Raw genomic sequence first — 21598 nt, forward strand, 5'->3', positions numbered from 1 at the left:
CCTCCCACAATTGCTATTCGGCATACGCCCACGTCATCCGAAACGAGGCCCCGCCCCACTCCGAATCCAGCACTTCTACTTGCCCGCCATGCCATTGGCTGACCCGCTGCACCAACGCCAGGCCCAGGCCGAAGCCGCCGGTGCGGCGGTCGCGGCTGGCGTCCAGGCGCATGAAGGGTTCGAAGATCTTCGCCCGACCCTCCAACGGCACGCCGGGACCATCGTCGTTGACCCGCACTTCGTAACCCGTGCCGAACTTGACCAGCGAGACCTCCACGCGGCGGTCCGCATAACGAATGGCATTGCGCAGCAGGTTGATCACCGCCCGTGCCATGAAGCGCGGCTCGATCTGGATAAAGTCCACTTCACAGGTACGCAACGACAGTTGCACACCCGCCGCTTCAGCCTCCAGGGCCACGCTGCCAATCACGCTGTCGAGCCAGCTGTGGGCCTCGATGCTTTCCCGGGTGACCTGCGTGGCGCCACGCTCCAGGCTGGCGTAGGTGAGCAATTCGGAGACCATTTCCTCCAGCTCGCCCAGGTCGGCATACATGTCGTTGATCAACTCACGGCTCTGGCGTGGGTCGGCCTGTTGCTTGAGCTGGTCGAGCTCGAACGATAAGCGCGCAATGGGCGTGCGCAGTTCGTGGGACACCGCGTTGGTCAGTTCGCGCTGATTGGCGATCAGGCTTTCGATGCGTTCGGCCATCTGGTTAAAGTGCCCGGCCAGTTCACGCACGGTGGAGCGGCGCGGCAGCAAGATACGCGAGGCGAGGTCATTATCGCCGAAGCGTTGGGCGGCCAAGCGGATATGCTCCAGGTCACGCCAGTGCGGACGCACCCAGAAATACAGGACCAGGGCCAGACTGACGCCGAGAAAACCATAGGCCCACAGGTACAACCACTTGGGCTCTTCCGGCAGCTTGATTTGCAGCAGTTGCGGGCCGCCGTCGATGCTGGTGATGAACTCCATGAAGTCACCACGCACCACCAGTTGGCCAGCGGCGAGCAGTTGCTGTTCACGCTCGTTCAGCTCCAACGCATCGTGCTGGACCAGCTTCAGGCGCAACCCGTAATGCGGCTGCAATTCTTCCAGGCGTGCTTCGCGTGCCGGCCCTTGCAACGGCCGCAGTTGTTCCACCAGCCCATAAGCCGGGCCACGCAAGGCTTCGCGGTTATAGACCTCGTTAGCCTCAGGCAATAACTCGTCGAAGGTGTAGTTGACCAGCCAGATCGCCCCCGCCAAACCAAGCGCAAGGATCACATACAGGCGCAGAAACAGCCGCAGCATCTAAACCTCCCACGCGAACGGATTGAACAGGTAGCCCTTGCCCCAGATGGTCTTGATGCACACCGGCTCCCTGGGGTTGTCGTTGAGCTTGCTGCGCAGTTTGCTGATGTAGACGTCGACGCTGCGGTTAAGACCATCGAAGGCTATGCCACGCATGCGGTTGAGGATGTCGTCGCGGGAAAGTATCTTTCCCGAACTGCTGGCCAGCAGCCACAGCAATTCAAACTCCATGGTGGTGAGGTCGATTTTTTCACCGCCCAGGCTGACCACCCGGCAACTGCGGTCAATCGACAAGCGACCGAATTCCAACGAGCCGCGTACAGTGGGCTCAGGCACTTGCCGGCGTTGCAACGCACGCAGGCGTGCGAGCAGCACCGGCGGTTTGATCGGCTTGATCACATAGTCATCAGCGCCGGACTCGAGCCCGAGGATATGGTCCAGGTCATCTTCCTTGGCGGTGAGGATCACGATGGGCGTGTCAGACACGTTGCGAATCTCACGACACACATGCAGCCCGCTCTGGCCCGGCAGCATCAGGTCGAGCACGACAATCTTCGGTTTGAAGTCCAGGAACGCCGCCAGGGCTTTATCGCCCCTGTGCACCACCCGCACCTCGAAACCATGCTGCGACAGAAAGTGCGCAATCAGCCCTGCCAGCTTTTCATCGTCCTCAACGAGCAGGACTTTGCCCAGACCCAGGTTTTCCATAAATTCTCAGTGTGGCTATGCCGATTGAAGTGCAGTCATTATAGGTGGCAAGCTGGCCGACAGAAGCAGCTGGCCATCACTGCCCGACGAAGCTTCATGCTTTTAAGAGTTTTTAACAAATAGCCTGCAATCTTTAACGCCATCCACAGGGAGTTGTATGCGCAAGGATTACCTGGCGTTCTTCGTTTCGCTGTTCTTGTCGCGACTGGCAGACCAGATTCTGTTGTTTATCGTGCCCTTGATCGTGTTTCAGACCACCCAGAGCGTGGCCTGGGCGGGTTTGGCATTTTTTGTCGAGTCGTTGCCACGCTACCTGGCCTTTCCAGTATGCGGCGCAGTCTGCGATAAATTCTCTCCGGTGCGCATCCTGCATATCAGCCAGGTCTACCGGGCACTGGCCTGCGCCGCAACGGTAGCACTGTATGCCGTGTTTGACGGCCTTTACTGGATTGTCCTGCTGTCGGCACTCTGCGGAGTGTTGACCACCCAAGGCATCATGGCGCGGGAAGTGCTGATGCCGCATATTTTCCAGCATTACACCTATACCAAGACCCTCTCCTACTCACAGATCGCCGATCAGAGCGGCCTGGTACTCGGTCCGCTCGTCGCGGCACTGCTGTTGGAAATCTGGGCCTGGCATTGGGTCGTGCTGGGGGTTGCCGGGCTGTTTTTGCTGGCAGACCTAGCCATGCGGTTCTGGCAACGCACCAGCGCAGTGAGCCTGCAAACCTTCGAGCAACATCCCGATATCTGGCTGCGGCCGTTGCGCATCGCCTTGGGACATATCCGGGATCGAGTGGAGTTAAAACGGATCATCACCCTGGCCGTGGGCGTGAACCTCATCATCGGAGTGACGCTGGCCACCTCTGCGGCGTTGGTCACCGGCCAGTTTGCCGCCGGCAAGGATGCTTATGCGTTGCTGCAAGCGCTGGGAGCGTTAGTGACCATCGGGATTCTGTTTTACCTGGCCCGAACCCGCCTGCCGTTGAAGGTTCTGGGCGGGCTATCATATTCGATGATCGGCGTCGGTGCGTTGATCATGGCCGTCAGCCCCAGTGTAGGGCTGTACGCCGCGGGGTTCCTGCTGGTTACCGGCTTCGACAAGATGTTCAATGTGTACCTGCGCAGCACCCGTCAGCGGGTGATTCCAGTGCAGGATTTCGGCAAGACGGTGGGCGTGATCACACTGTTCAACAACCTGGCCCAACCCTTGGCGGGCCTGGCGGTTGCGCTGCTGGCGGCGCCTTTGGGCACGCAAACGGTGATCCTGCTGCTGGCAGGCATCACCGCGCTGATCGGCGTGGCGGTTGCCTCAGGCTGGCACGCCACTGTGAAAGCGGAACTCGACGTCGGGTGACTCGATCAATTCCTGTTCGGTCGCCCGTACCCGTTCGATCACATGGGCGATGTCCTTGGCGTCGCCGTATTGATACGCCAGTTTCAAGTAACCCTGAAAGTGCCGCGCTTCGCTTTTCAGCAAACCGAAGTAGAACTTGCCGAGTTCTTCGTCCAAATGCGGCACCAGTGCTTCGAAACGCTCGCAACTGCGCGCCTCGATAAAGGCGCCGACCACGAGGGTATCCACCAGTTTGACCGGTTCATGGCTGCGCACCACTTTGCGCAACGCCGAGGCGTAACGGCCAGCGTGCAGTTGGCGCAGTTCGACTTTGCGCTTTTTCATCAGGCGCATGACTTGCTCATGGTGCACCAGCTCTTCACGGGCCAGGCGCGACATCATATTGATCAGGTCCACATGGCCGTGGTACTTGGCGATCAGGCTCAGGGCCGTGCTGGCGGCTTTGAATTCGCAGTTCTTGTGGTCGATCAGCAAGGTTTCCTGATCGGCCAATGCGGCCTGGACCCAGGCGTCAGGGGTGCGGCAGCCGAGGAATTCGTGGATTTCGGGCAGGTTCATCGGGCTCACGGGCAAAAGAATCAGAAAAGGGCGCCGATTATACCGACCACGTCACAGACCACCAGCCACCGGCCTTGATGTGCATCAACATGACGTCTGTCTGACAGCAACTATAGTTACTCCACGCCGCCTTCTACTGGAGAACCCGACCATGCAAGCCATCCGCAGCATCCTGGTGGTCATTGAGCCCGAACACTCGGAAAGCCTGGCCCTCAAGCGCGCCAAGCTGATCGCCGGGGTGACCGGCGCGCACCTGCACTTGCTGGTCTGTGACAAGAAACACGAGCACTCGGCACTGCTGAGCCTGCTCAAGGCGGGTTTGCAGGAGGATGGCTACAGCGTGACCACTGAGCAGGCCTGGAACGATAGCCTGCATGAAACCATCATCGACGTGCAGCAAGCCGAAGGCTGTGGGCTGGTGATCAAGCAGCATTTCCCCGACAGTCCGCTGAAAAAGGCCCTGCTGACGCCGGCTGACTGGAAGCTGCTGCGCTACTGCCCTACTCCCGTACTGCTGGTGAAAACCGCCACACCTTGGGCCGGCAAGGTGGTACTGGCGGCGATTGATGTAGGCAATAACGACAGTGAGCACCAGGCATTGCATAACACCATTGTCGACCACGGTTTCGACATTGCCCGGGTGGCCAAGGCTCAATTGCACGTCATCAGCGCCCATCCGTCACCCATGCTGTCGGCGGGCGACCCTGTGTTTCAACTCAAGGAAACCATCGAGGCGCGCTATCGCGAGCAATGCAAGGCGTTCCAGGCCGAATTCGATATCGACGATACCCACCTGCATATCGAAGAAGGCCCAGCGGATGTCTTGATTCCCCATGCTGCGCACACTTTGCAGGCGGCGGTAACCATCATCGGCACCGTGGCGCGCACCGGGATCTCCGGGGCGCTGATCGGCAATACGGCAGAGGTGATACTGGATGCCGTGGAGAGCGATGTGCTCGTGCTCAAGCCTCAGGAGTTGATGGATCACCTTGAAGAGCTGGCCACAAAGCCCTAATCCTCCAGATACAAATAAATAACTGTGGGAGCTGGCTTGCCTGCGAAAGCGGTGTGTCAGGTTAGGTATTCATTACTGACACGACGCCATCGCAGGCAAGCCAGCTCCCACCGTTTTGCTCCGCGTCGGTCAGTGACCCAGCGCATCCTTGAGAAACCCCGGCGCGATATAGCGTTGATAATGGGCCTCGCTCAGGATAAAGAACTCCCGATCAATGGCATCGCGCAGTTCCGGCAACGCCCAGTCGCGAAACTCCGGCAGCAGCACCATGCCATAGGCCTCCAGGTTCGAGATCACCCGTGCCCCACGGGCGATCAGTTGATAGGCCCAGCAGTACTCGGACTGGTGCGGCACAAAGCGAATCTTGCGTTGCTCCAACTGCCAGCGCAGGGTCTTGGGGTCGAAGACCTCGACTTTACCGGCCATCACCTGCACCAGCAGTTGTTCCAGCCGGAGCCACACCGCACGTTTTTCTTCCTCGTTATAACCGTTCCACTGGATCACTTCGTGGTGGAAGCGTTTGCAGCCACGGCACACAAGATCGCCGTAGACCGTGGAGCACAGGCCCACGCAAGGGGTTTTGATGGTTTGGTTGGGCATGGGCAACGACACGCAGGTCAGTGAAACAGTACGCCATGTTAGCCCTTTGTCTAAGGTTGATCACCCAGCAAACTTGGTTGGGCAACTTACCTTTAGAAATTTTTTGCCGTAGAATCATCCGGCCTTGTAAGGCGCCAATAATCCGCTGGAAGCTGTTTTCAAAGCGTCACGAGCACAGTCGTTCCTTCAGAACGGTGTTGGCGATGGTCAATGACTCGGTAGGTCAACGCCCTCGCCAACCCTCATCAGCTCCGTTCTGCAGGCGTAAAACTTTGAAAGCAGCTTCTGTGAGGAATGCCGGCAGCGCTGGCTTTGCGGCCCAAAAAGCCCCCGAGCGCATGCGTGCCGTTCATTTCTGGATGAGCGTCCCGTGGGACCACTGATGAGGGTAATAACTGTGCTTGAAGCCTACCGCAAACATATCGAAGAGCGCGCAGCACTGGGTATCGTTCCCCAGCCGCTTAACGCCGAACAAACCGCAGGCCTGGTCGAGCTGCTGAAAAATCCCCCGGCTGGCGAAGAAGAATTCCTCGTTGACCTGATCACCAACCGCATTCCACCAGGCGTTGACGAAGCCGCCTACGTCAAGGCCGGTTTTCTGTCTGCCCTGGCAAAGGGCGAAGCCACTTCCCCCCTGATCAGCAAGCAACGCGCCGTTGAACTGCTTGGCACCATGCAAGGCGGCTACAACATCGTGACCCTGGTCGAGTTGCTGGACGATGCCACCCTGGCACCTGTCGCAGCCGCCCAACTCAAGCACACCCTGCTGATGTTCGATGCGTTCCACGACGTGGCTGAAAAAGCCAAGAATGGTAACGTGCACGCCAAGGCCGTGATCCAGTCCTGGGCTGACGGCGAATGGTTCAGCAACCGTCCGACCCTGGCCGACAAGATCAGCCTGCGTGTGTTCAAGGTCACCGGCGAAACCAACACCGACGACCTGTCCCCTGCCCCGGACGCCTGGTCCCGCCCTGATATCCCGCTGCACGCCCTGGCCATGCTGAAAATGGCCCGTGAAGGCATCGTACCGGACGAGCAAGGCAAGACCGGCCCGATGAAACAGATCGAAGAAATGCGCGGCCAAGGCTTCCCAATCGCCTACGTGGGCGACGTGGTCGGCACCGGTTCGTCGCGTAAGTCGGCGACCAACTCCGTACTGTGGTTCTTCGGCGACGACGTCCCTTACGTACCGAACAAGCGCGCTGGCGGCTTCTGCTTCGGCAGCAAGATCGCTCCAATCTTCTACAACACCATGGAAGATGCCGGCGCACTGCCAATCGAGTTCGACGTTTCCAACATGAACATGGGCGACGTGATCGACCTGTACCCACATGCTGGCAAAGTCTGCAAACACGGCACCGACGAAGTCATCACCACCTTCGAAATGAAGACCCCGGTGCTGTTGGACGAAGTGCGCGCTGGCGGCCGTATCCCGCTGATCATCGGTCGCGGCCTGACCGACAAGGCCCGTGCTGAGCTGGGCCTGGGCCCAACCGACCTGTTCAAGCTGCCAGAAGCTCCAGTCGACACTGGCAAGGGTTACACCCTGGCGCAGAAGATGGTCGGCAAGGCATGTGGCCTGCCAGAAGGCAAAGGCGTTCGTCCTGGCACCTACTGCGAACCGAAGATGACCACCGTGGGCTCCCAGGACACCACCGGTCCAATGACCCGTGATGAACTGAAAGACCTGGCGTGCCTGGGCTTCTCGACCGATCTGGTGATGCAGTCGTTCTGCCACACCGCGGCTTATCCAAAGCCGATCGACGTGACCACCCACCACACCCTGCCTGACTTCATCATGACCCGTGGCGGTGTATCGCTGCGTCCAGGCGACGGCATCATCCACAGCTGGCTGAACCGCATGCTGCTGCCGGACACCGTCGGCACCGGTGGTGACTCCCACACCCGCTTCCCGATGGGCATCTCGTTCCCGGCCGGCTCCGGTCTGGTTGCGTTCGCCGCAGCCACCGGCGTCATGCCGCTGGACATGCCGGAATCGATCCTGGTGCGCTTCAAAGGCAAGATGAAGCCTGGCATCACCCTGCGTGACCTGGTTCATGCTATTCCTTACTACGCGATCCAGTCGGGTCTGCTGACCGTAGAGAAAAAAGGCAAGAAGAACGCCTTCTCCGGCCGCATCCTGGAGATCGAAGGCCTGAACGACCTGACGCTGGAACAGGCTTTCGAGCTGTCCGACGCCTCGGCTGAACGTTCGGCTGCCGGTTGCACCATCAAGCTGTCGAAAGAGTCCATCACCGAGTACCTGAACTCCAACATCACCCTGCTGCGCTGGATGATCGGTGAAGGCTACGGCGATGCACGTACCCTGGAACGTCGCGCCCAAGCGATGGAAGCCTGGGTCAAGAACCCTGAGCTGATGGAAGCCGATGCCGACGCGGAATACGCCGAAATCATCGAGATCGACCTGGCCGACATCAACGAGCCTATCCTCTGCGCGCCAAACGACCCGGACGATGCCCGTCTGCTGTCGAGCGTTGCCGGCGAGAAGATCGACGAAGTGTTCATCGGTTCGTGCATGACCAACATCGGTCACTTCCGCGCGGCCGGTAAGCTGCTGGAGCAGGTCAAGGGCCAGCTGCCAACCCGTCTGTGGCTGTCGCCGCCGACCAAGATGGACGCTCACCAACTGACCGAAGAAGGCTACTACGGCATCTACGGCAAGGCTGGCGCGCGTATGGAAATGCCGGGCTGCTCGCTGTGCATGGGTAACCAGGCACGTGTAGAGCCGAATTCGACTGTTGTGTCGACTTCGACCCGTAACTTCCCGAACCGTCTGGGTGACGGCGCGAACGTCTACCTGGCGTCGGCCGAGTTGGCGGCAGTGGCATCGACCCTGGGTCGCCTGCCAACCGTCGAAGAATACATGGGCTACGCAGCGAAACTGGACACCATGGCCAGTGACGTCTACCGCTACCTGAACTTCGACCAGATCGCCGAGTTCCGCAAAATCGCAGCAAGCGCCAACATCCCGGTGATCCAAGCCTAAGGTGTGTTGACGTAAAGGACGCCGCGTATTCCACGATACGCGGCGTTTTTTTATGCCTGGGATTTGGCCTGAGTACGCACCCGTTTTCGACAGCAAGAATCGGAGCGCGGGCATGAGGCAGGTATCTTTACTGTGTGGCTCCACACGAAGAAGGCGCCGCCACCCATGAAATTATCCGATTACGTTCGATTGCTTGTTCTGGCAGCGATCTGGGGTGCCAGCTTTCTTTTCATGCGTATCGCGGCGCCTGTTTTAGGCGCATTGCCGACTGCGTTTTTTCGTGTGTTGCTCGGCACCATCGGTTTGGCAGTCATTCTTGCCCTTTTAAAAACCAGGCTCGACTTCAAAGGTAAATTGAAGGAGGCCATGGTGTTGGGCATCATCAATTCCGGCATCCCCTTTTTGATGTATAGCGTGGCGGCCTTGTTATTACCTGCCGGTTATTCAGCCATTTTTAATGCAACCACGCCGCTGATGGGCGTGATGATCGGTTGGATGTGTTTCAGCGATTCACTGACGCCGAAAAAGGCTGCCGGCGTATTGATCGGCTTGATGGGCATTACCTGCCTGACCACCACCGGCCCCGTCACACTTTCATTCGCCGTGGTCATGGGTGCGCTGGCATGCCTAGTCGCCACCGGTTGCTACGGTGTCGCAGGATTTCTGACCAAGCGGTGGATCGCGGACAGGGGTGGGCTGGACGCGAAACTTGTGGCTTTTGGCAGCCAGATTGGGGCAACGTTGTTTCTCACGCCGTTCTTTGGCATCTCAGCCGTAGCGAACCCACCGGCGACATGGGGTAATACGACGGTTTGGGTTGCACTGGTCGCGTTAGGCTTCATCTGTACCGCGTGTGCGTACATCCTGTATTTTCGCCTGATCGCCGATATCGGGCCGGTGCGCTCGCTGACCGTGACCTTCCTGATCCCTCCCTTCGGCGTGTTGTGGGGCGTGACGTTTCTGAATGAACATCTTTCGATCGCACATCTGTACGGCGGAGGGCTTATTGGTCTAGCGGTTTGGTTTGTGCTCAGCAAGAGCAAACCACAGCAGGAACCCTCCAGGCAGCCTCCTGCCGCGCAATGATCCAGTCCTTCCCACGCTTCGCGTGGGAATGCAGCCAGTGTCACGCTGATTCAGGCTGTAACGCCAACTGCACCGCGCCATCCACGCTCAAGCCACTGAGCAACACCTGCGGCGCCAGCGCCTCCGGCAAGGCTTGTAGCACCTCCAACGCCTCATGCCGCACGCGCGCCAGTACCAGGCGTTTGCCCTCCCCCCGCACCTGCGCAAAAAACGCCGCCAGTGCTTCGATGCTGGTGCCGTCGAGGTCCGGCGACTCTTCCAGGCTGAGTACCACCGCCTCCACTGGCGATTGCCGCATCAGGCGCAACGCCGCGCCCAGGATACGTTCGGCATTCGCAAAAAACAGCGCCTCGCTGGGTCGCACGATCAAGATCCCTGGCACCTCGACAGCATCAGCATGGTGCTGACGATCAACAAAATCATGACTGTCGCCCAAACGCCCAAGCACTTGAATGTCTGCCGCCGACATCTGGCGCAGCATCAACACCACACTGACCGCTACTGCCAGCAGCAAACCATCCAGCACTCCCAGCACCAGCACCGCCGCCACGGCACAGATCACCAAGAGCCGATCCCGTCGCCAGGCAAAGTAGCGCCCCAACGGTTGCAGGCTCAAGCCGCGCCCCAGTGCGTAGATGACGATGGCGGCGAGCACCGGTTCCGGCGTCAGCGCGATGTATGGCAACACCGTCAACACGATCACCAACACCACCAGCGCCGCGACGATGCCCGCCAAGCGCGAACCGGCACCCGCCGCCTCGTTGGCAGAGGTCGCCGAATACCCGGCACCGGCCGGCATGCCGTGAAACAACCCGGACAGCAGATTCGCCGCACCCAACGCCAGCAGGTCGCGGTTGGACGACACACGGTCACCATGCTTGAGGGCGAATGAGCTGATGGAACCGTAGGATTCCGCGTAAAGGATCATCACCAACGCGAACGCCAACTCGCCCAGGCGCAACCAGTCAGCGAACGGCAAAACCGGAAAGGCCCCGAACTCCAGGCGCAGATCGATCACGCCGATCAACGCCACACCATGGGCCTGCAGGTCCAGAGACTGCCCAGCCACAATACCCAGGAGCACCACCAACAGCCCGCCAGGCAGGCGTGGAATACGTGCGCAAAGCCACAACACAAGCAAAGCAGCCGCCGCTACCATCGCTGCGGGCCAGTTCCAGCGCGGCAACTGTTCCAGTAATTGCGGCAGGAAGCGGATCAGGTTGTTGTCGCTCAGGTGTACACCCACCACACCGGCCAGCTGCTTGAGGATGATGGTCAACGCCAGGCCGAAGGCAAAACCGCGCAAGACCGGCTTGGCGATAAATGAAGTGACGCCACCGAGCTTGAACAGCCCGGCCAACAGGAACAGCACGCCGGTGATCAACACCAGCCCGAACGCCAGGGATAGCCTCAGCGCCGGGTCGCCACCTGCCAGGCTCGCGGTGGCGGCCGCCAGAACCGCCGCCGAAGACGATGTCGCCGAGACAATCGCAAAGCGGCTGGTGCCGAACAGGCCGTAGCACACCAGACCGGCAAACAGCGCGATAACACCGGCCTGGGGCGGCAACGCGGCGATGCTGGAATAGGCCACCGCCTCGGGCAGCAGCAAACCGGCGATGGATAACCCGGCGAGGACGTCCTGGGTACGATTGGGTGGAACAACAGGGGTTTCAGCGGTTTCAGTTTTCAATCGGCCCAACCCATCCCGGTAGATAACGCGCTTCCTGGCTGCGTGCCAGGAGCATGGCCTTGCTCAACAGCTTGGCGTTTGGCTGGGCAACCACATCGCTGCCGATACGGCTGCGAAAAAAATCCGCCCAGAGAAACTCGCTGAACGGTGTAGCGTCCTTGGCGTACCCCCCGGCAGTACGCAACATCCCGGCCAGACTGCGGTAAGGGTCATCCTGCAAGTCGGTAATCTTGCGGGGAATGGCTTCGTAGGTACGTCGCAAGCCGCGTGCATCGTACGGGTGCACCCATTGATTGAAGGCCATGACATTCCAGAAGGTGCTGCGCTCCACGAATGACAAGTCCTTGAGCATCAACAGCGACACGCTCTTGACCTCTTCCAGCAACAGGGCTAGGCCAAAATGATGGTGATCGGTAATGTAATAGCGCTCATCCGGCCCCAATACGCAGGGAAACCAGTGTTTGTCGAGGGCGGCGGCGCGCTCCTTGCGTTTGAGCTTGGTCCAGGCCTGGCGCTTGAGGGCGACTTCAGCCATGCCGACCGTCAGTTGAGTGGGGTGCAGCTTGTCCAGTTTCGCGGTGACGAGTTGCGGTCGAGGACGGGCCATGGGTATCTCCGATAAGAAAACCGTTAAGCCGACAGCTTAGCCCGCATTGTGCCTGAGGGCTTCAGTGGTTTTTCGCCCATAAAAAAGGCCGATTCGCAGTGTGCGCGAATCGGCCTTTTTCGGTGCAGCGTGCTGTCAGGACAGCAACGAATAAATCAACGCGGTGATTGCCACCAGGCCCACGGCCGTAACAAACACGTTGGACGCCTGCCCGCGGTACTTGGCCATGGCCGGCACCTTGCGAATGGCATACATCGGCATCAGGAACAGGATCGACGCAATGACCGGGCCGCCCAGGGTTTCGATCATGCCGAGGATGCTTGGGTTAAGCGTAGCGACAAGCCAGCACACAATCAGCATGAAGGCCGCGGTCGTGCGGTCCAGGGTCTTGGCTGCCGGACGACGCCCCGTCTTGAGCACCAGCCCCTTGAGGCCTTCGCTGGCACCGATGTAGTGGCCCAGGAACGACTTGGCAATCGCCACGAACGCAATCAACGGCGCAGCAAAGGCGATGGTCGGGTTGTCGAAGTGGTTGGCCAGGTACGACAGGATCGACAGGTTCTGCGCTTTCGCTTCCGCCAGTTGCGCTGGTGACAGGGTCAGCACGCAGCTGAAGACGAAGAACAGCACCATCGCCACCATCAACAGATGCGCACGGGACAGGATCTGCGAGCTGCGCTCATCGGCGTGGGCGCCGTACTGACGCTTCTGGTCCACCGCAAACGCCGAAATGATCGGAGAATGGTTGAACGAGAACACCATCACCGGAATCGCCAACCACAGCGTGTTAAGCAGCGCAGACGGGGCCGGGACTTCGCTGGCGGTGCTCAGGATGCCGCCAGTCCAGTGCGGGACCAGATACACCGCCAGGAACAGCAAGGCAACGATGAACGGGTACACCATCAGGCTCATGGCCTTGACGATCACTTGCTCACCGCAACGCACCACGGCGAGCAGGCCCAGGATCAGTACGAAGGCCAGGATCGCCCGAGGCGGCGGCATGATGTGCAGTTGGTGTTCCATGAAGCTACTGACGGTGTTGGTCAGCGCCACGCTGTAGATCAGCAGGATCGGGAAGATCGCGAAGAAGTACAACAAGGTGATCAATGCACCGGCCTTGAGGCCGAAATGCTCTTCGACGACGTCGGTAATGTCGGAGCCATCACGGCCGGACAGCACGAAACGGGTCAGGCCACGGTGGGCAAAGAATGTCATCGGGAATGCCAGTACCGCGAGGATCAGCAGCGGCCAGAAGCCCCCTAGACCCGCGTTGATCGGCAAGAACAAAGTACCGGCGCCAATGGCGGTGCCGAACAGGCCGAGCATCCAGGTGGTGTCCTGGCGGCTCCAGCTTGTGAGGGTTGCAGGTGTCGTTGCATAGCGTTCATCGACGCTATTGGCCTGATCATTCATCCGGTCGGATCTCCGCATTCACACGGCCGGGACGAGTCAGAAATACCTGACAGGCAGCGCCCCAGCCATAACAAGCGCGCGATTCTCCGGGATTCTTTCGAATAAGCAAAGACTTAGCTGAGGAACGGTGTTGCGGTGCAGAGGTTCAAGTACGGCCATAAGCACCGGTTTCAGCGGTCTGCAGCGCGATACGCGCAGGCCAGAACAGCGATCAGTTGCTTGCATTGACAGCTAACCGCCCTTCCCAGCATGATCGAACCATGAACTTTATTCAGTTGCACCTCACCCGCACCACTACCACGACCGCTTATGGCGGGTCGTTCGGTTGCTGTGGGTGCGCCAACTAGAGACACCCAGAAACAACCCAAGGCCCCGCCAGCAATGGACGGGGCCTTTTTATTGCCCCGTCCCCTGGCCACTGCAAGGAGCAAGACCATGACAAACGCCCTGCTGATCATCGATATGCAAAACGGTTTATACGATGGGCCAGAAAAGCCCTTCGAGCGCGAACGCGTCCTGAGCACCATCAACCAGCTTATTCAGCGTGCTCGCAGCGCCGGCGCACCGATCTTCGTTGCCCGCCACACGGGTCCAGCGGGCTCACCGATCGCCGCAGGCAACCCGCTTTGGCAGCTCTGGTCGGGCCTGGACGTCGACGAAACCCGCGACCACCTGTTCAACAAAACCCATCCCAGTTGCTTTCTTGGCACCGACCTGGCGCAACAACTGGCAACGGCGCAGATCAGCGAATTGGTGATCGTGGGCATGAAAACCCAGTTCTGTGTCGACACCACCTGCCGAGTGGCGGCGGAGTTGGGATTCTCGGTGGTGTTGCCGGAGGATGGCCATACTTGCATGGACACTCCGACGCTGAAGGCCGAGGCGATAATCGAACATCACAATGCAACGCTGGCCGGCGCTTTTGTGAGGCGAGTCAGAGCCTCGGACATCTGGAGCTGAGGGTGATCGGGTTTTCAACTAATAAGCCGAGGTACCCAAGTTGGCATTGCGTAGTTCGCCATTGATGGCGTTCTGCGCAATATCCAGTTTTTCGACCAGTTCAGCAGTTTCGTGGGCGGTCAGTGCAATAACAGGACGGTCCCAGTCGAAATTCTTGATGACATTGATTCGAAAGCCGCCAGTCGCATCAAATTCCGGGTACCAACCCACATCCAGCAGCAATCCACCCGCGAACTCGACCTGGAGCATATCTTCCTTCAGCAGGTCGATCTGCTTCGCTACCGCTACATCCTGCAGGATCGACAGATCGTCATGAGTGACGGTGCCGCCGGCAAAGTGGAATGGGATCAATTTGTTAACCTCCTGAATTCCTGTTCAGAAATCGGATGACCATGAATAGCGCCGGCACTCAGTTCTATGCGGACCCAGCGACTGAGCTTGCCATGGCTCGCGCCAATGCAGTGTGGGTACTCCATCACTTTCCAGGGTTTTCCATTGGTTGTGGGTGAACAATTTTTATAGGCCTCTTTTTCCAAGCATTTCAATAGCGATGCCGGGTCTGTATTTGGCAGGACCGACAAGCGTGCTGGCGATAACGGCTCTCCAGGGTATCAACGTCGACGGGCTGTGTTTGTAACCATACGGCGTCCATTCAATCTCTTCGGGTGTGGCAGGAACAAGCATCCATGTCGTCTCTGCAAGGTGGGAAAGTCGACGAAGTCTGGCGCAGTATTTCTGCGTGGGATGGGCGGTTTGTAAATTCAGAATGGCCTTACGCGAGAAGAAATTTTTCTACCTGAGCAAACCGTTCCGTCTTACAAATCCCGCATACTGCCCCCATCAAACCCTTCAGGGAGAGCCTTCCGATGTCCATTACTGTTCTGGTTCTGGTTGAAACCATTAACGAATACTTGTCCATCATCGAGGGCAACGATTTTCATGTGATCCTGGCCCCGACGCCCGCCGAGCGCGCCCAGGCGATCAAGACCCACGGTGGGCAGATCAAGGCCGTGCTAACCCGTGGCCCCCTGGGGTTGTACGCCGAGGAAATTGCCGCGCTACCGCTGCTGGAGATCATTTGCGTGATCGGCGCCGGCTACGAACATGTGGACCTGCAGGCGGCGAGCAATCGTGAGATCGTGGTCACCAATGGCGCCGGAGTGAACGCACCGTCGGTGGCCGACCATGCCATGGCGTTGCTGTTGTCGCTGGTGCGCGGCATTCCCCAGACCGATGCGGCGGTACGGCGCAGCGAATGGCCAAAGGTGATGCGCCCTTCCCTGGGCGGCAAGCAATTGGGCATTCTCGGGTTGGGCGCCGTGGGCATGGAGATCGCCAAGCGCGCCTCACTCGGATTCGGCATGGAGGTGAGTTATCACAACCGCCAGCCTCGCGATGACGTGGATTACACCTATTGCGCCACGGCGGTGGAGCTGGCGCGCACCTCGGACTTCCTGATCCTGGCCACGCCGGGCGGGGTGAGCACCCGTCACCTGATCGATCGCCACGCACTGGACGCACTGGGGCCGAACGGCTACCTGGTAAACATTGGGCGCGGCAGCGTGGTGGTGACTGCCGACCTCGTCGCCGCCCTTGAGCAGAGGCGTATCGGCGGCGCCGCACTGGATGTGTTCGACGATGAGCCCAAGGTGCCCGATGCCCTCAAGCGCCTGAGCAATACCGTGCTCACCTCCCATGTCGCCGGCCTGTCGCCCGAAGCAGCCCACGATACCGTGCAACGCGTGGCCGACAACCTGGTGGAGTACTTCGCCGGCCGCCCCGTTCTGACGCCGGTGGCACTGCCGTCACGCAACTAGTAGCGATTTGCCAGCGCCGACCTGAAACCTGTCTACACTGCATGCGGGGATGCTCAGGACGTCGGTGCATGACCGGCGAAGGAACGCACAATGTTTGGCCATGGACCCGGTCCGGCCCGTCAACGCGGGGTCATCGGTTTGATGGGCGCAGTGACGCTCGGGATCGCGTTGTTGTTTTTGTTACTGGTGGTCGACAGCGGCCGCCTGTACCTGGAAAAGCGCAAATTGCAGCGCGTTGTCGACACCGCAGCGCTGGAAGCGGTCAGCCGCGGCGGCAAGTGCGCGGCGCCGAATAACAACGCCGCGCAATTTGCGACCCAAAGTGCCCTGCGCAATAACTTCACGGTGGATGCAAACCGTACGCTGGCCACCGCTTGCGGCACCCTGGCCACTGGCGCGAACTTTATGCGCACCTTCAGCGTTGACCCTGCCAAAGCCGATGCCATCCAGGTGATCGCCACCCATCGCGTCGCCACCAGCATCGCCCATGCCGTGCACACGCTGTTTTCAGCGCAGCCTGTCAGCCTGACGACGCTGCTGAGCGCCACCGCCGTTGCCGCTGCGCCCGCCCCACCGGTCGCAACACTCACAGTGCGCAGCACCTTGTTGACAATAGACAGCACCAAGTCCGCCGCCCTCAACGGCCTGATCGGCGGCCTGCTGGGCGGTAAGTTGCAGCTCGACGCGGTGGGTTGGAATGGTTTGATCAATACCGACATCAGCCTGCTCAGCTACCTGGATGCCCTGGCCATCCGTCTGAATGTCAGTGCTGGCAACTACGACCAACTGCTCAAGACCGACGCCACCGTTGGCCAGTTGATCCAGGCCGCCATCGATGTGCTCAAGTTGGGCGGCGACGCGGTCAAGGTGGTGATCAATAACCTGGAAACCATCAAGCTGATTGCGCCGGGCACCGAGATCCTGCACCTGGGCGACTTGATCAAGATCCAGAACGGCACCGACAAAAGCGCACTGAATGTGGACCTGCAACTGTTCAACCTGATCCAAGGCTTCGTACAGCTGTCGAACAAGGCCAGCGCGGTGGCGGTCGAGCTGCCGGTGGATGTACTGGGCCTGTTGAATGTCACGGTCAAGACCCGGGTCATCGAGCCCGCACAGATTTCTGCGATAGGTAACCCGCAATTGATCGATACCCAGCCAATTGTGGTGCGCACGGCGCAAGTCAGGACCTGGATATCACTGAAACTGCCGGTGATCGACGGGCTCACCAAAGTGATCGGTCTGGTCACCGACCTGGTGGGTTTGCTGCTGGGCAGCACATTGGATGTGGTTCCAGGCACACAAATCGATATTGGCCTGGAGGCTGCCAGTGGCAGTAGCTACGTCACTGGCTACCGCTGTAATGGGGCCGCAGACAAATCCCTCTCCGTGTCAGCCACCACTTCAGCGGTGCGCTTGATGGTGGGCCAGATCGATCCGAAGAACCTGTTTTCGTCCACCGAAACCCTGAAAGTCGACGACTTCCCGTTGCTCGACCTGGGCGTCAAGACCTGCAGCAAAGGCGTATGCGACCCACGGCAACCCTACGCGGTCGGCGGTCTGAGCCTGAGGGTCGACAGCAGCGTCGCCAAGACGACCCGCACCCATGTGTATGTGTCGCCGCCCGAGGTCAAGCAACCGCCGAGTTATTTCAGCTTCAGCGCCAACAACGTCGTCGGCAGTTTGAGCGACACCCTCAAGGGTATCCAGTTGACCAGCCATACACCGACACTCGGCGGGCTTCTGGGTTTGGTACTGGGCCTGGTGGTCGATGTGCTGACTGGCGTGTTGAACCTGCTCAGCGGCGTGATATCCGGCCTGCTCAGCCCATTGCTCGACCCACTGGTCAATAACCTGCTCGCCGGCCTGGGCATCGACCTGGCCAAAGTCGACATCGGCGCCAACCTGTCCTGTACGCCCGGCGGCCGTGCAGTGCTGGTGATTTGAGCACATCAGGCCCGCTGATCATCATCCAACACGCTAACCTATTAAGCCGCCCCGACCTTGTCGCTGGGCGGCGGTGCGCATTAGATTAGCCAATAGTCCACGGCCTTTAAAATAAGCAGAAGGGATAAGCATGGCGCTTAACGACCAATCGACCCAGATCCGCCCAGGCGAAGAACTGGATGCCAGCCTGATCGACCCTTACCTCAAGGCCCACATTCCGGGGCTCAGCGGTACGGTCAAGATCAGCCAGTTCCCCGGTGGTGCGTCCAACCTGACTTACCTGCTGGAGTACCCGGGTCAGGAGTTCGTGCTGCGCCGCCCGCCGTTTGGCCACAAGGCCAAGTCCGCCCATGACATGGGCCGCGAATACCGCATTCTCAATCAGCTCAAGGACGGCTTCCCGTATTGCCCCAAAGCCTATGTGCACTGCACCGATGAGTCCGTGATCGGCGCCGAGTTCTATGTGATGGAACGGGTCAACGGCATCATCCTGCGCTCTGACCTGCCGGCCGAGCTGGGCCTGGACGCGACCAAGACCGAAGCCCTGTGCAAAAGCTTCATCGACAAATTCGTCGAACTGCACCAGGTGGATTACGCCGCCTGCGGCCTGGCCGACCTGGGCAAACCCGAGGGTTATGTCGAGCGCCAGATTCGCGGCTGGAGCGACCGCTACGAAAAGGCCCTGACCCCGGATGCCCCCAGTTGGGAGAAGGTGCGCGCGTGGCTCAACGACAAGATGCCGGCCGACCATCCGACATCCAGCATCGTGCACAACGACTATCGCTTCGATAACGTGATCCTCGACCCGCACAACCCAATGCAGATCATCGGCGTGCTGGACTGGGAACTGACCACCCTGGGCGACCCATTGATGGATTTGGGTAACACCCTCGCCTACTGGATCGAAGCCGCCGACCCGGCACCGGTGCAACTGATGCGCCGTCAGCCGAGCAACGCCCCCGGCATGCTCACTCGCCGTCAGTTCGTCGACTACTACGCCGAACGCGCAGGTCTGCAAATCGACAACTTCGACTTCTACTACACCTACGGCCTGTTCCGCCTCGCCGGCATCGTGCAACAGATCTACTACCGCTTTTTCCATGGCCAGACCCAGGACAAACGCTTTGCGCAGTTCATCCACATGAACAAGCTGCTGGAGCAAATGAGCCTGAATGTCATCAGCAAATCGTCTCTTTAAGGAACCGTTATGTCCAAGACCCACCTGTTCGACCTCGACGGCAAGATCGCATTTGTTTCCGGCGCCAGCCGTGGCATCGGTGAAGCCATTGCCAAGCTGCTGGCTCAGCAAGGCGCCCATGTGATCGTCTCCAGCCGCAAGCTTGAAGGCTGCCAGCACGTGGCTGATGCGATCATCGCCGACGGCGGCAAGGCCACGGCCGTGGCTTGCCATATTGGTGAAATGGAGCAGATCACCCAGGTGTTCGCCGGCATCCGTGAACAGTTCGGCCGCCTGGATATCCTCGTCAACAACGCCGCGACCAACCCGCAGTTCTGCAACGTACTGGACACCGACCTCGGCGCCTTCCAGAAGACCGTCGACGTGAACATTCGTGGCTACTTCTTCATGTCGGTGGAAGCCGGCAAGTTGATGCGCGAGAACGGCGGCGGCAGCATCATCAACGTAGCGTCGATCAACGGCATTTCCCCGGGCGTGTTCCAGGGCATCTACTCGGTGACCAAGGCGGCCGTGATCAACATGACCAAAGTCTTCGCCAAGGAATGCGCGGCGTTTGGCATCCGCTGCAATGCGCTGCTGCCAGGCCTCACCGATACCAAGTTCGCTTCGGCGCTGGTGAAGAACGATTCGATTCTGAAGATGGCCCTGGCGCAGATTCCACTCAAGCGCGTGGCTGACCCGAGCGAGATGGCCGGTGCGGTGTTGTTCCTGGCCAGTGATGCGTCGAGCTACACCACCGGTGTGTCGTTGAATGTGGACGGTGGTTTCCTGTCCTGAGCATAAGTCCCCACACAAGCCCGCTCACTACAAGGTGCTAGTTTCTACCGGATGATTTGCGAGTAACCTTGGCGCAGATCGATCTTTCCCAGGATGAAACATGGAATTGCACCTCGTCATCAACGGCCGCAAGGACTTGGCCGCCCAGCTTTACCAGCAATTGCGCGAAGCCATCGCCGTCGGGCGGCTTTCGGCTGGCGCGCAACTGCCCCCCAGCCGCCTGCTCGCCGAGCAGTTAGGCATATCGCGCAAGACCGTCTCCGACACCTACGCCACGTTGACGTACGAAGGTCTGTTGGTGGGCAAGATCGGCCGAGGCACCTTCGTCAACGCCTGGGCGCCTCAGCCCGACCGCCTGCAAACCGCCACCGACCTGGCCTGTGCCGCCCAACTGGGCAAATGGGCCGCGCTGCCCTCGCCCATGCGTCATCCCACTCGAGACAGCACCCTGCGCTACGAATTTATTGGCGGTGCGACTACGCGCAATCAATTCCCTCAGGATGAATGGCGGCGTTGTACCCAGGATGCATTGCGCCGTATCGCACAAAACAGCGGCTTCTACAGCCAACCGGAAGGTTTACCGGCGCTGCGCGAAGCGATCGCCGGGCATATCGCGTTTTCTCGCGGGGTGAAATGCCACGCCGACGACATCGTGGTCACCAATGGCGCACAACAGGCATTGGACCTGATCACTCGCGTGGTGGTGGAACCGGGTACCCTCGTCGCCATGGAAGACCCCGGTTACAGCCCCGCGCGCCAGTTGTTCATAGCCATGGGCGCCCGTGTTGTCGATGTGCCAGTGGATGAACATGGCATCCAGGTCGACCAGATCCCCGACGGTACGCGGCTGATCTACGTGACCCCGTCCCACCAATTCCCCCTGGGCATGCCCATGAGCCTGGCACGCCGCGAAGCCTTGCTGGCTCGCGCCTTCGCGCTGGGGGCGATCATCATCGAAGACGATTACGACAGCGACTTCCGCTACGAAGGCCGTCCCGTCAACTGCCTGCAAAGCATGGACACGCGGGGGTTGGTGGCCTACGTCGGGACCTTTTCAAAATCCCTGCTGCCGGAGTTACGCCTGGGCTATGCCGTTCTACCGCCAGCAATTCATGGCGCGGTACTCAAGGCCAAGCAACTGACCGACCAGCACAGTTCCACATTGCCACAATGGGCACTGGCCAAGTTCATCAGCGAAGGCTATTTGCTCAAGCATATTCGCCGCTGCCACACGGTGTATGCAGGCCGCCGGGAGCGCGTGCTGCAACGCCTGGCGGGGGATCTGTCGCCTTGGTTTGAAGTGGTGCCCAGCGTGATTGGGTTTCATATGGCGGCACTGTGCAAGGTGCCGGTGGATATAGCGCTGCTAATGCGCTTGGCACGGGAGGCGGAAGTCGGCTTATACCCACTGGACGTGTTCTTTCATGCGGCACCGGTGCGCCAGGGCCTGACGCTCGGGTTCGGCGCGATCGAGTTGCTGGACATCGACCCCGCGCTGGACCGGGTGCGCGATATTCTGCGCCAGATTGGCTAGCCGGTTTTCCGGTGGATTGGTCATTGGTCGCAC

Annotated in this window: 18 protein-coding genes; 10 read left to right on the forward strand and 8 right to left on the reverse strand. The window is 59.8% G+C overall.

Annotated elements, in window-relative coordinates; all coding sequences use genetic code 11:
- Positions 1-13: 13 nt before the first annotated feature.
- Positions 14-1291 carry an ATP-binding protein gene (locus AC07V4_RS16450; RefSeq protein WP_492637481.1) on the reverse strand — a complete coding sequence of 426 codons (1278 nt, stop codon included), beginning with the start codon at positions 1289-1291 and terminating at the stop codon, positions 14-16.
- Complete coding sequence (locus AC07V4_RS16455; protein WP_431751815.1) at positions 1292-1999, reverse strand: winged helix-turn-helix domain-containing protein; 708 nt, start codon at positions 1997-1999, stop codon at positions 1292-1294. It abuts the gene before it with no gap.
- A gap of 157 nt (positions 2000-2156) precedes the next feature.
- Here AC07V4_RS16455 and AC07V4_RS16460 point away from each other — a divergent pair, with 157 nt between their 5' ends.
- Positions 2157-3356 (forward strand): MFS transporter, encoded by a 1200-nt coding sequence (locus AC07V4_RS16460; protein ID WP_492637482.1) that lies wholly within the window; start codon positions 2157-2159, stop codon positions 3354-3356.
- On the opposite strand, the gene AC07V4_RS16465 is transcribed toward AC07V4_RS16460, so the two are convergent.
- Entirely contained in the window at positions 3312-3914 is a 603-nt protein-coding gene (locus AC07V4_RS16465; RefSeq protein ID WP_492637483.1) for a MiaE family protein, read from the reverse strand. The two genes, AC07V4_RS16460 and AC07V4_RS16465, sit on opposite strands and share 45 nt — an antisense overlap.
- A gap of 151 nt (positions 3915-4065) precedes the next feature.
- On the opposite strand from AC07V4_RS16465, the gene AC07V4_RS16470 reads away from it, so the two are divergent.
- Positions 4066-4929 (forward strand): universal stress protein, encoded by an 864-nt coding sequence (locus AC07V4_RS16470; protein ID WP_492637484.1) that lies wholly within the window; start codon positions 4066-4068, stop codon positions 4927-4929.
- Between the two features lie 129 nt (positions 4930-5058).
- Here the strand turns inward: AC07V4_RS16470 and AC07V4_RS16475 are convergent, their stop codons facing one another.
- Complete coding sequence (locus tag AC07V4_RS16475; RefSeq protein ID WP_492637485.1) at positions 5059-5529, reverse strand: DUF1289 domain-containing protein; 471 nt, start codon at positions 5527-5529, stop codon at positions 5059-5061.
- Positions 5530-5926: 397 nt separating this feature from the next.
- Here AC07V4_RS16475 and acnB point away from each other — a divergent pair, with 397 nt between their 5' ends.
- Together acnB and AC07V4_RS16485 are read left to right on the forward strand one after the other, a co-directional pair.
- On the forward strand, positions 5927-8536 hold the full coding sequence (acnB, locus tag AC07V4_RS16480) for a bifunctional aconitate hydratase 2/2-methylisocitrate dehydratase (protein ID WP_492637597.1): 2610 nt from the start codon (positions 5927-5929) through the stop codon (positions 8534-8536).
- Between the two features lie 165 nt (positions 8537-8701).
- Positions 8702-9622, forward strand: a complete 921-nt coding sequence (locus AC07V4_RS16485) for a DMT family transporter (protein WP_492637486.1) — start codon at positions 8702-8704, stop codon at positions 9620-9622.
- Between the two features lie 40 nt (positions 9623-9662).
- On the opposite strand, the gene AC07V4_RS16490 is transcribed toward AC07V4_RS16485, so the two are convergent.
- The 3 genes from AC07V4_RS16490 to AC07V4_RS16500 form a co-directional block, all read right to left on the reverse strand.
- Positions 9663-11312: a SulP family inorganic anion transporter gene (locus tag AC07V4_RS16490; protein ID WP_492637487.1), complete on the reverse strand. Its 1650-nt coding sequence runs from the start codon at positions 11310-11312 to the stop codon at positions 9663-9665.
- Entirely contained in the window at positions 11302-11919 is a 618-nt protein-coding gene (locus AC07V4_RS16495; protein ID WP_431753445.1) for a ParB-like protein, read from the reverse strand. The genes AC07V4_RS16490 and AC07V4_RS16495 overlap by 11 nt, the downstream gene beginning before the upstream one ends.
- A 135-nt stretch (positions 11920-12054) precedes the next feature.
- Positions 12055-13332 (reverse strand): serine/threonine transporter, encoded by a 1278-nt coding sequence (locus AC07V4_RS16500; RefSeq protein WP_492637488.1) that lies wholly within the window; start codon positions 13330-13332, stop codon positions 12055-12057.
- Between the two features lie 435 nt (positions 13333-13767).
- Between AC07V4_RS16500 and AC07V4_RS16505 the strand changes: the two genes are divergently transcribed.
- Positions 13768-14292 carry a cysteine hydrolase family protein gene (locus AC07V4_RS16505; RefSeq protein WP_492637489.1) on the forward strand — a complete coding sequence of 175 codons (525 nt, stop codon included), beginning with the start codon at positions 13768-13770 and terminating at the stop codon, positions 14290-14292.
- 18 nt (positions 14293-14310) lie between these two features.
- Here the strand turns inward: AC07V4_RS16505 and AC07V4_RS16510 are convergent, their stop codons facing one another.
- Positions 14311-14643: a hypothetical protein gene (locus AC07V4_RS16510; protein ID WP_492637490.1), complete on the reverse strand. Its 333-nt coding sequence runs from the start codon at positions 14641-14643 to the stop codon at positions 14311-14313.
- 515 nt (positions 14644-15158) lie between these two features.
- On the opposite strand from AC07V4_RS16510, the gene AC07V4_RS16515 reads away from it, so the two are divergent.
- The 5 genes from AC07V4_RS16515 to pdxR all read left to right on the forward strand — a co-directional run bounded on the left by AC07V4_RS16515 (position 15159) and on the right by pdxR (position 21565).
- Positions 15159-16109: a 2-hydroxyacid dehydrogenase gene (locus AC07V4_RS16515; RefSeq protein WP_492637491.1), complete on the forward strand. Its 951-nt coding sequence runs from the start codon at positions 15159-15161 to the stop codon at positions 16107-16109.
- A gap of 90 nt (positions 16110-16199) precedes the next feature.
- A complete protein-coding gene (locus tag AC07V4_RS16520) occupies positions 16200-18056 on the forward strand; it encodes a pilus assembly protein TadG-related protein (RefSeq protein WP_492637492.1) in 1857 nt (618 codons plus the stop codon).
- 130 nt (positions 18057-18186) lie between these two features.
- Complete coding sequence (locus AC07V4_RS16525) at positions 18187-19254, forward strand: phosphotransferase family protein (protein WP_492637493.1); 1068 nt, start codon at positions 18187-18189, stop codon at positions 19252-19254.
- 9 nt (positions 19255-19263) lie between these two features.
- A complete protein-coding gene (locus tag AC07V4_RS16530) occupies positions 19264-20031 on the forward strand; it encodes an SDR family oxidoreductase (protein ID WP_094952746.1) in 768 nt (255 codons plus the stop codon).
- A 100-nt stretch (positions 20032-20131) separates the two neighbouring features.
- Positions 20132-21565 carry a MocR-like pyridoxine biosynthesis transcription factor PdxR gene (pdxR, locus tag AC07V4_RS16535; RefSeq protein ID WP_492637494.1) on the forward strand — a complete coding sequence of 478 codons (1434 nt, stop codon included), beginning with the start codon at positions 20132-20134 and terminating at the stop codon, positions 21563-21565.
- The last annotated feature ends 33 nt before the right edge of the window (positions 21566-21598 follow it).

This window comes from Pseudomonas sp. GW821-FHT03A09 (assembly GCF_059421065.1).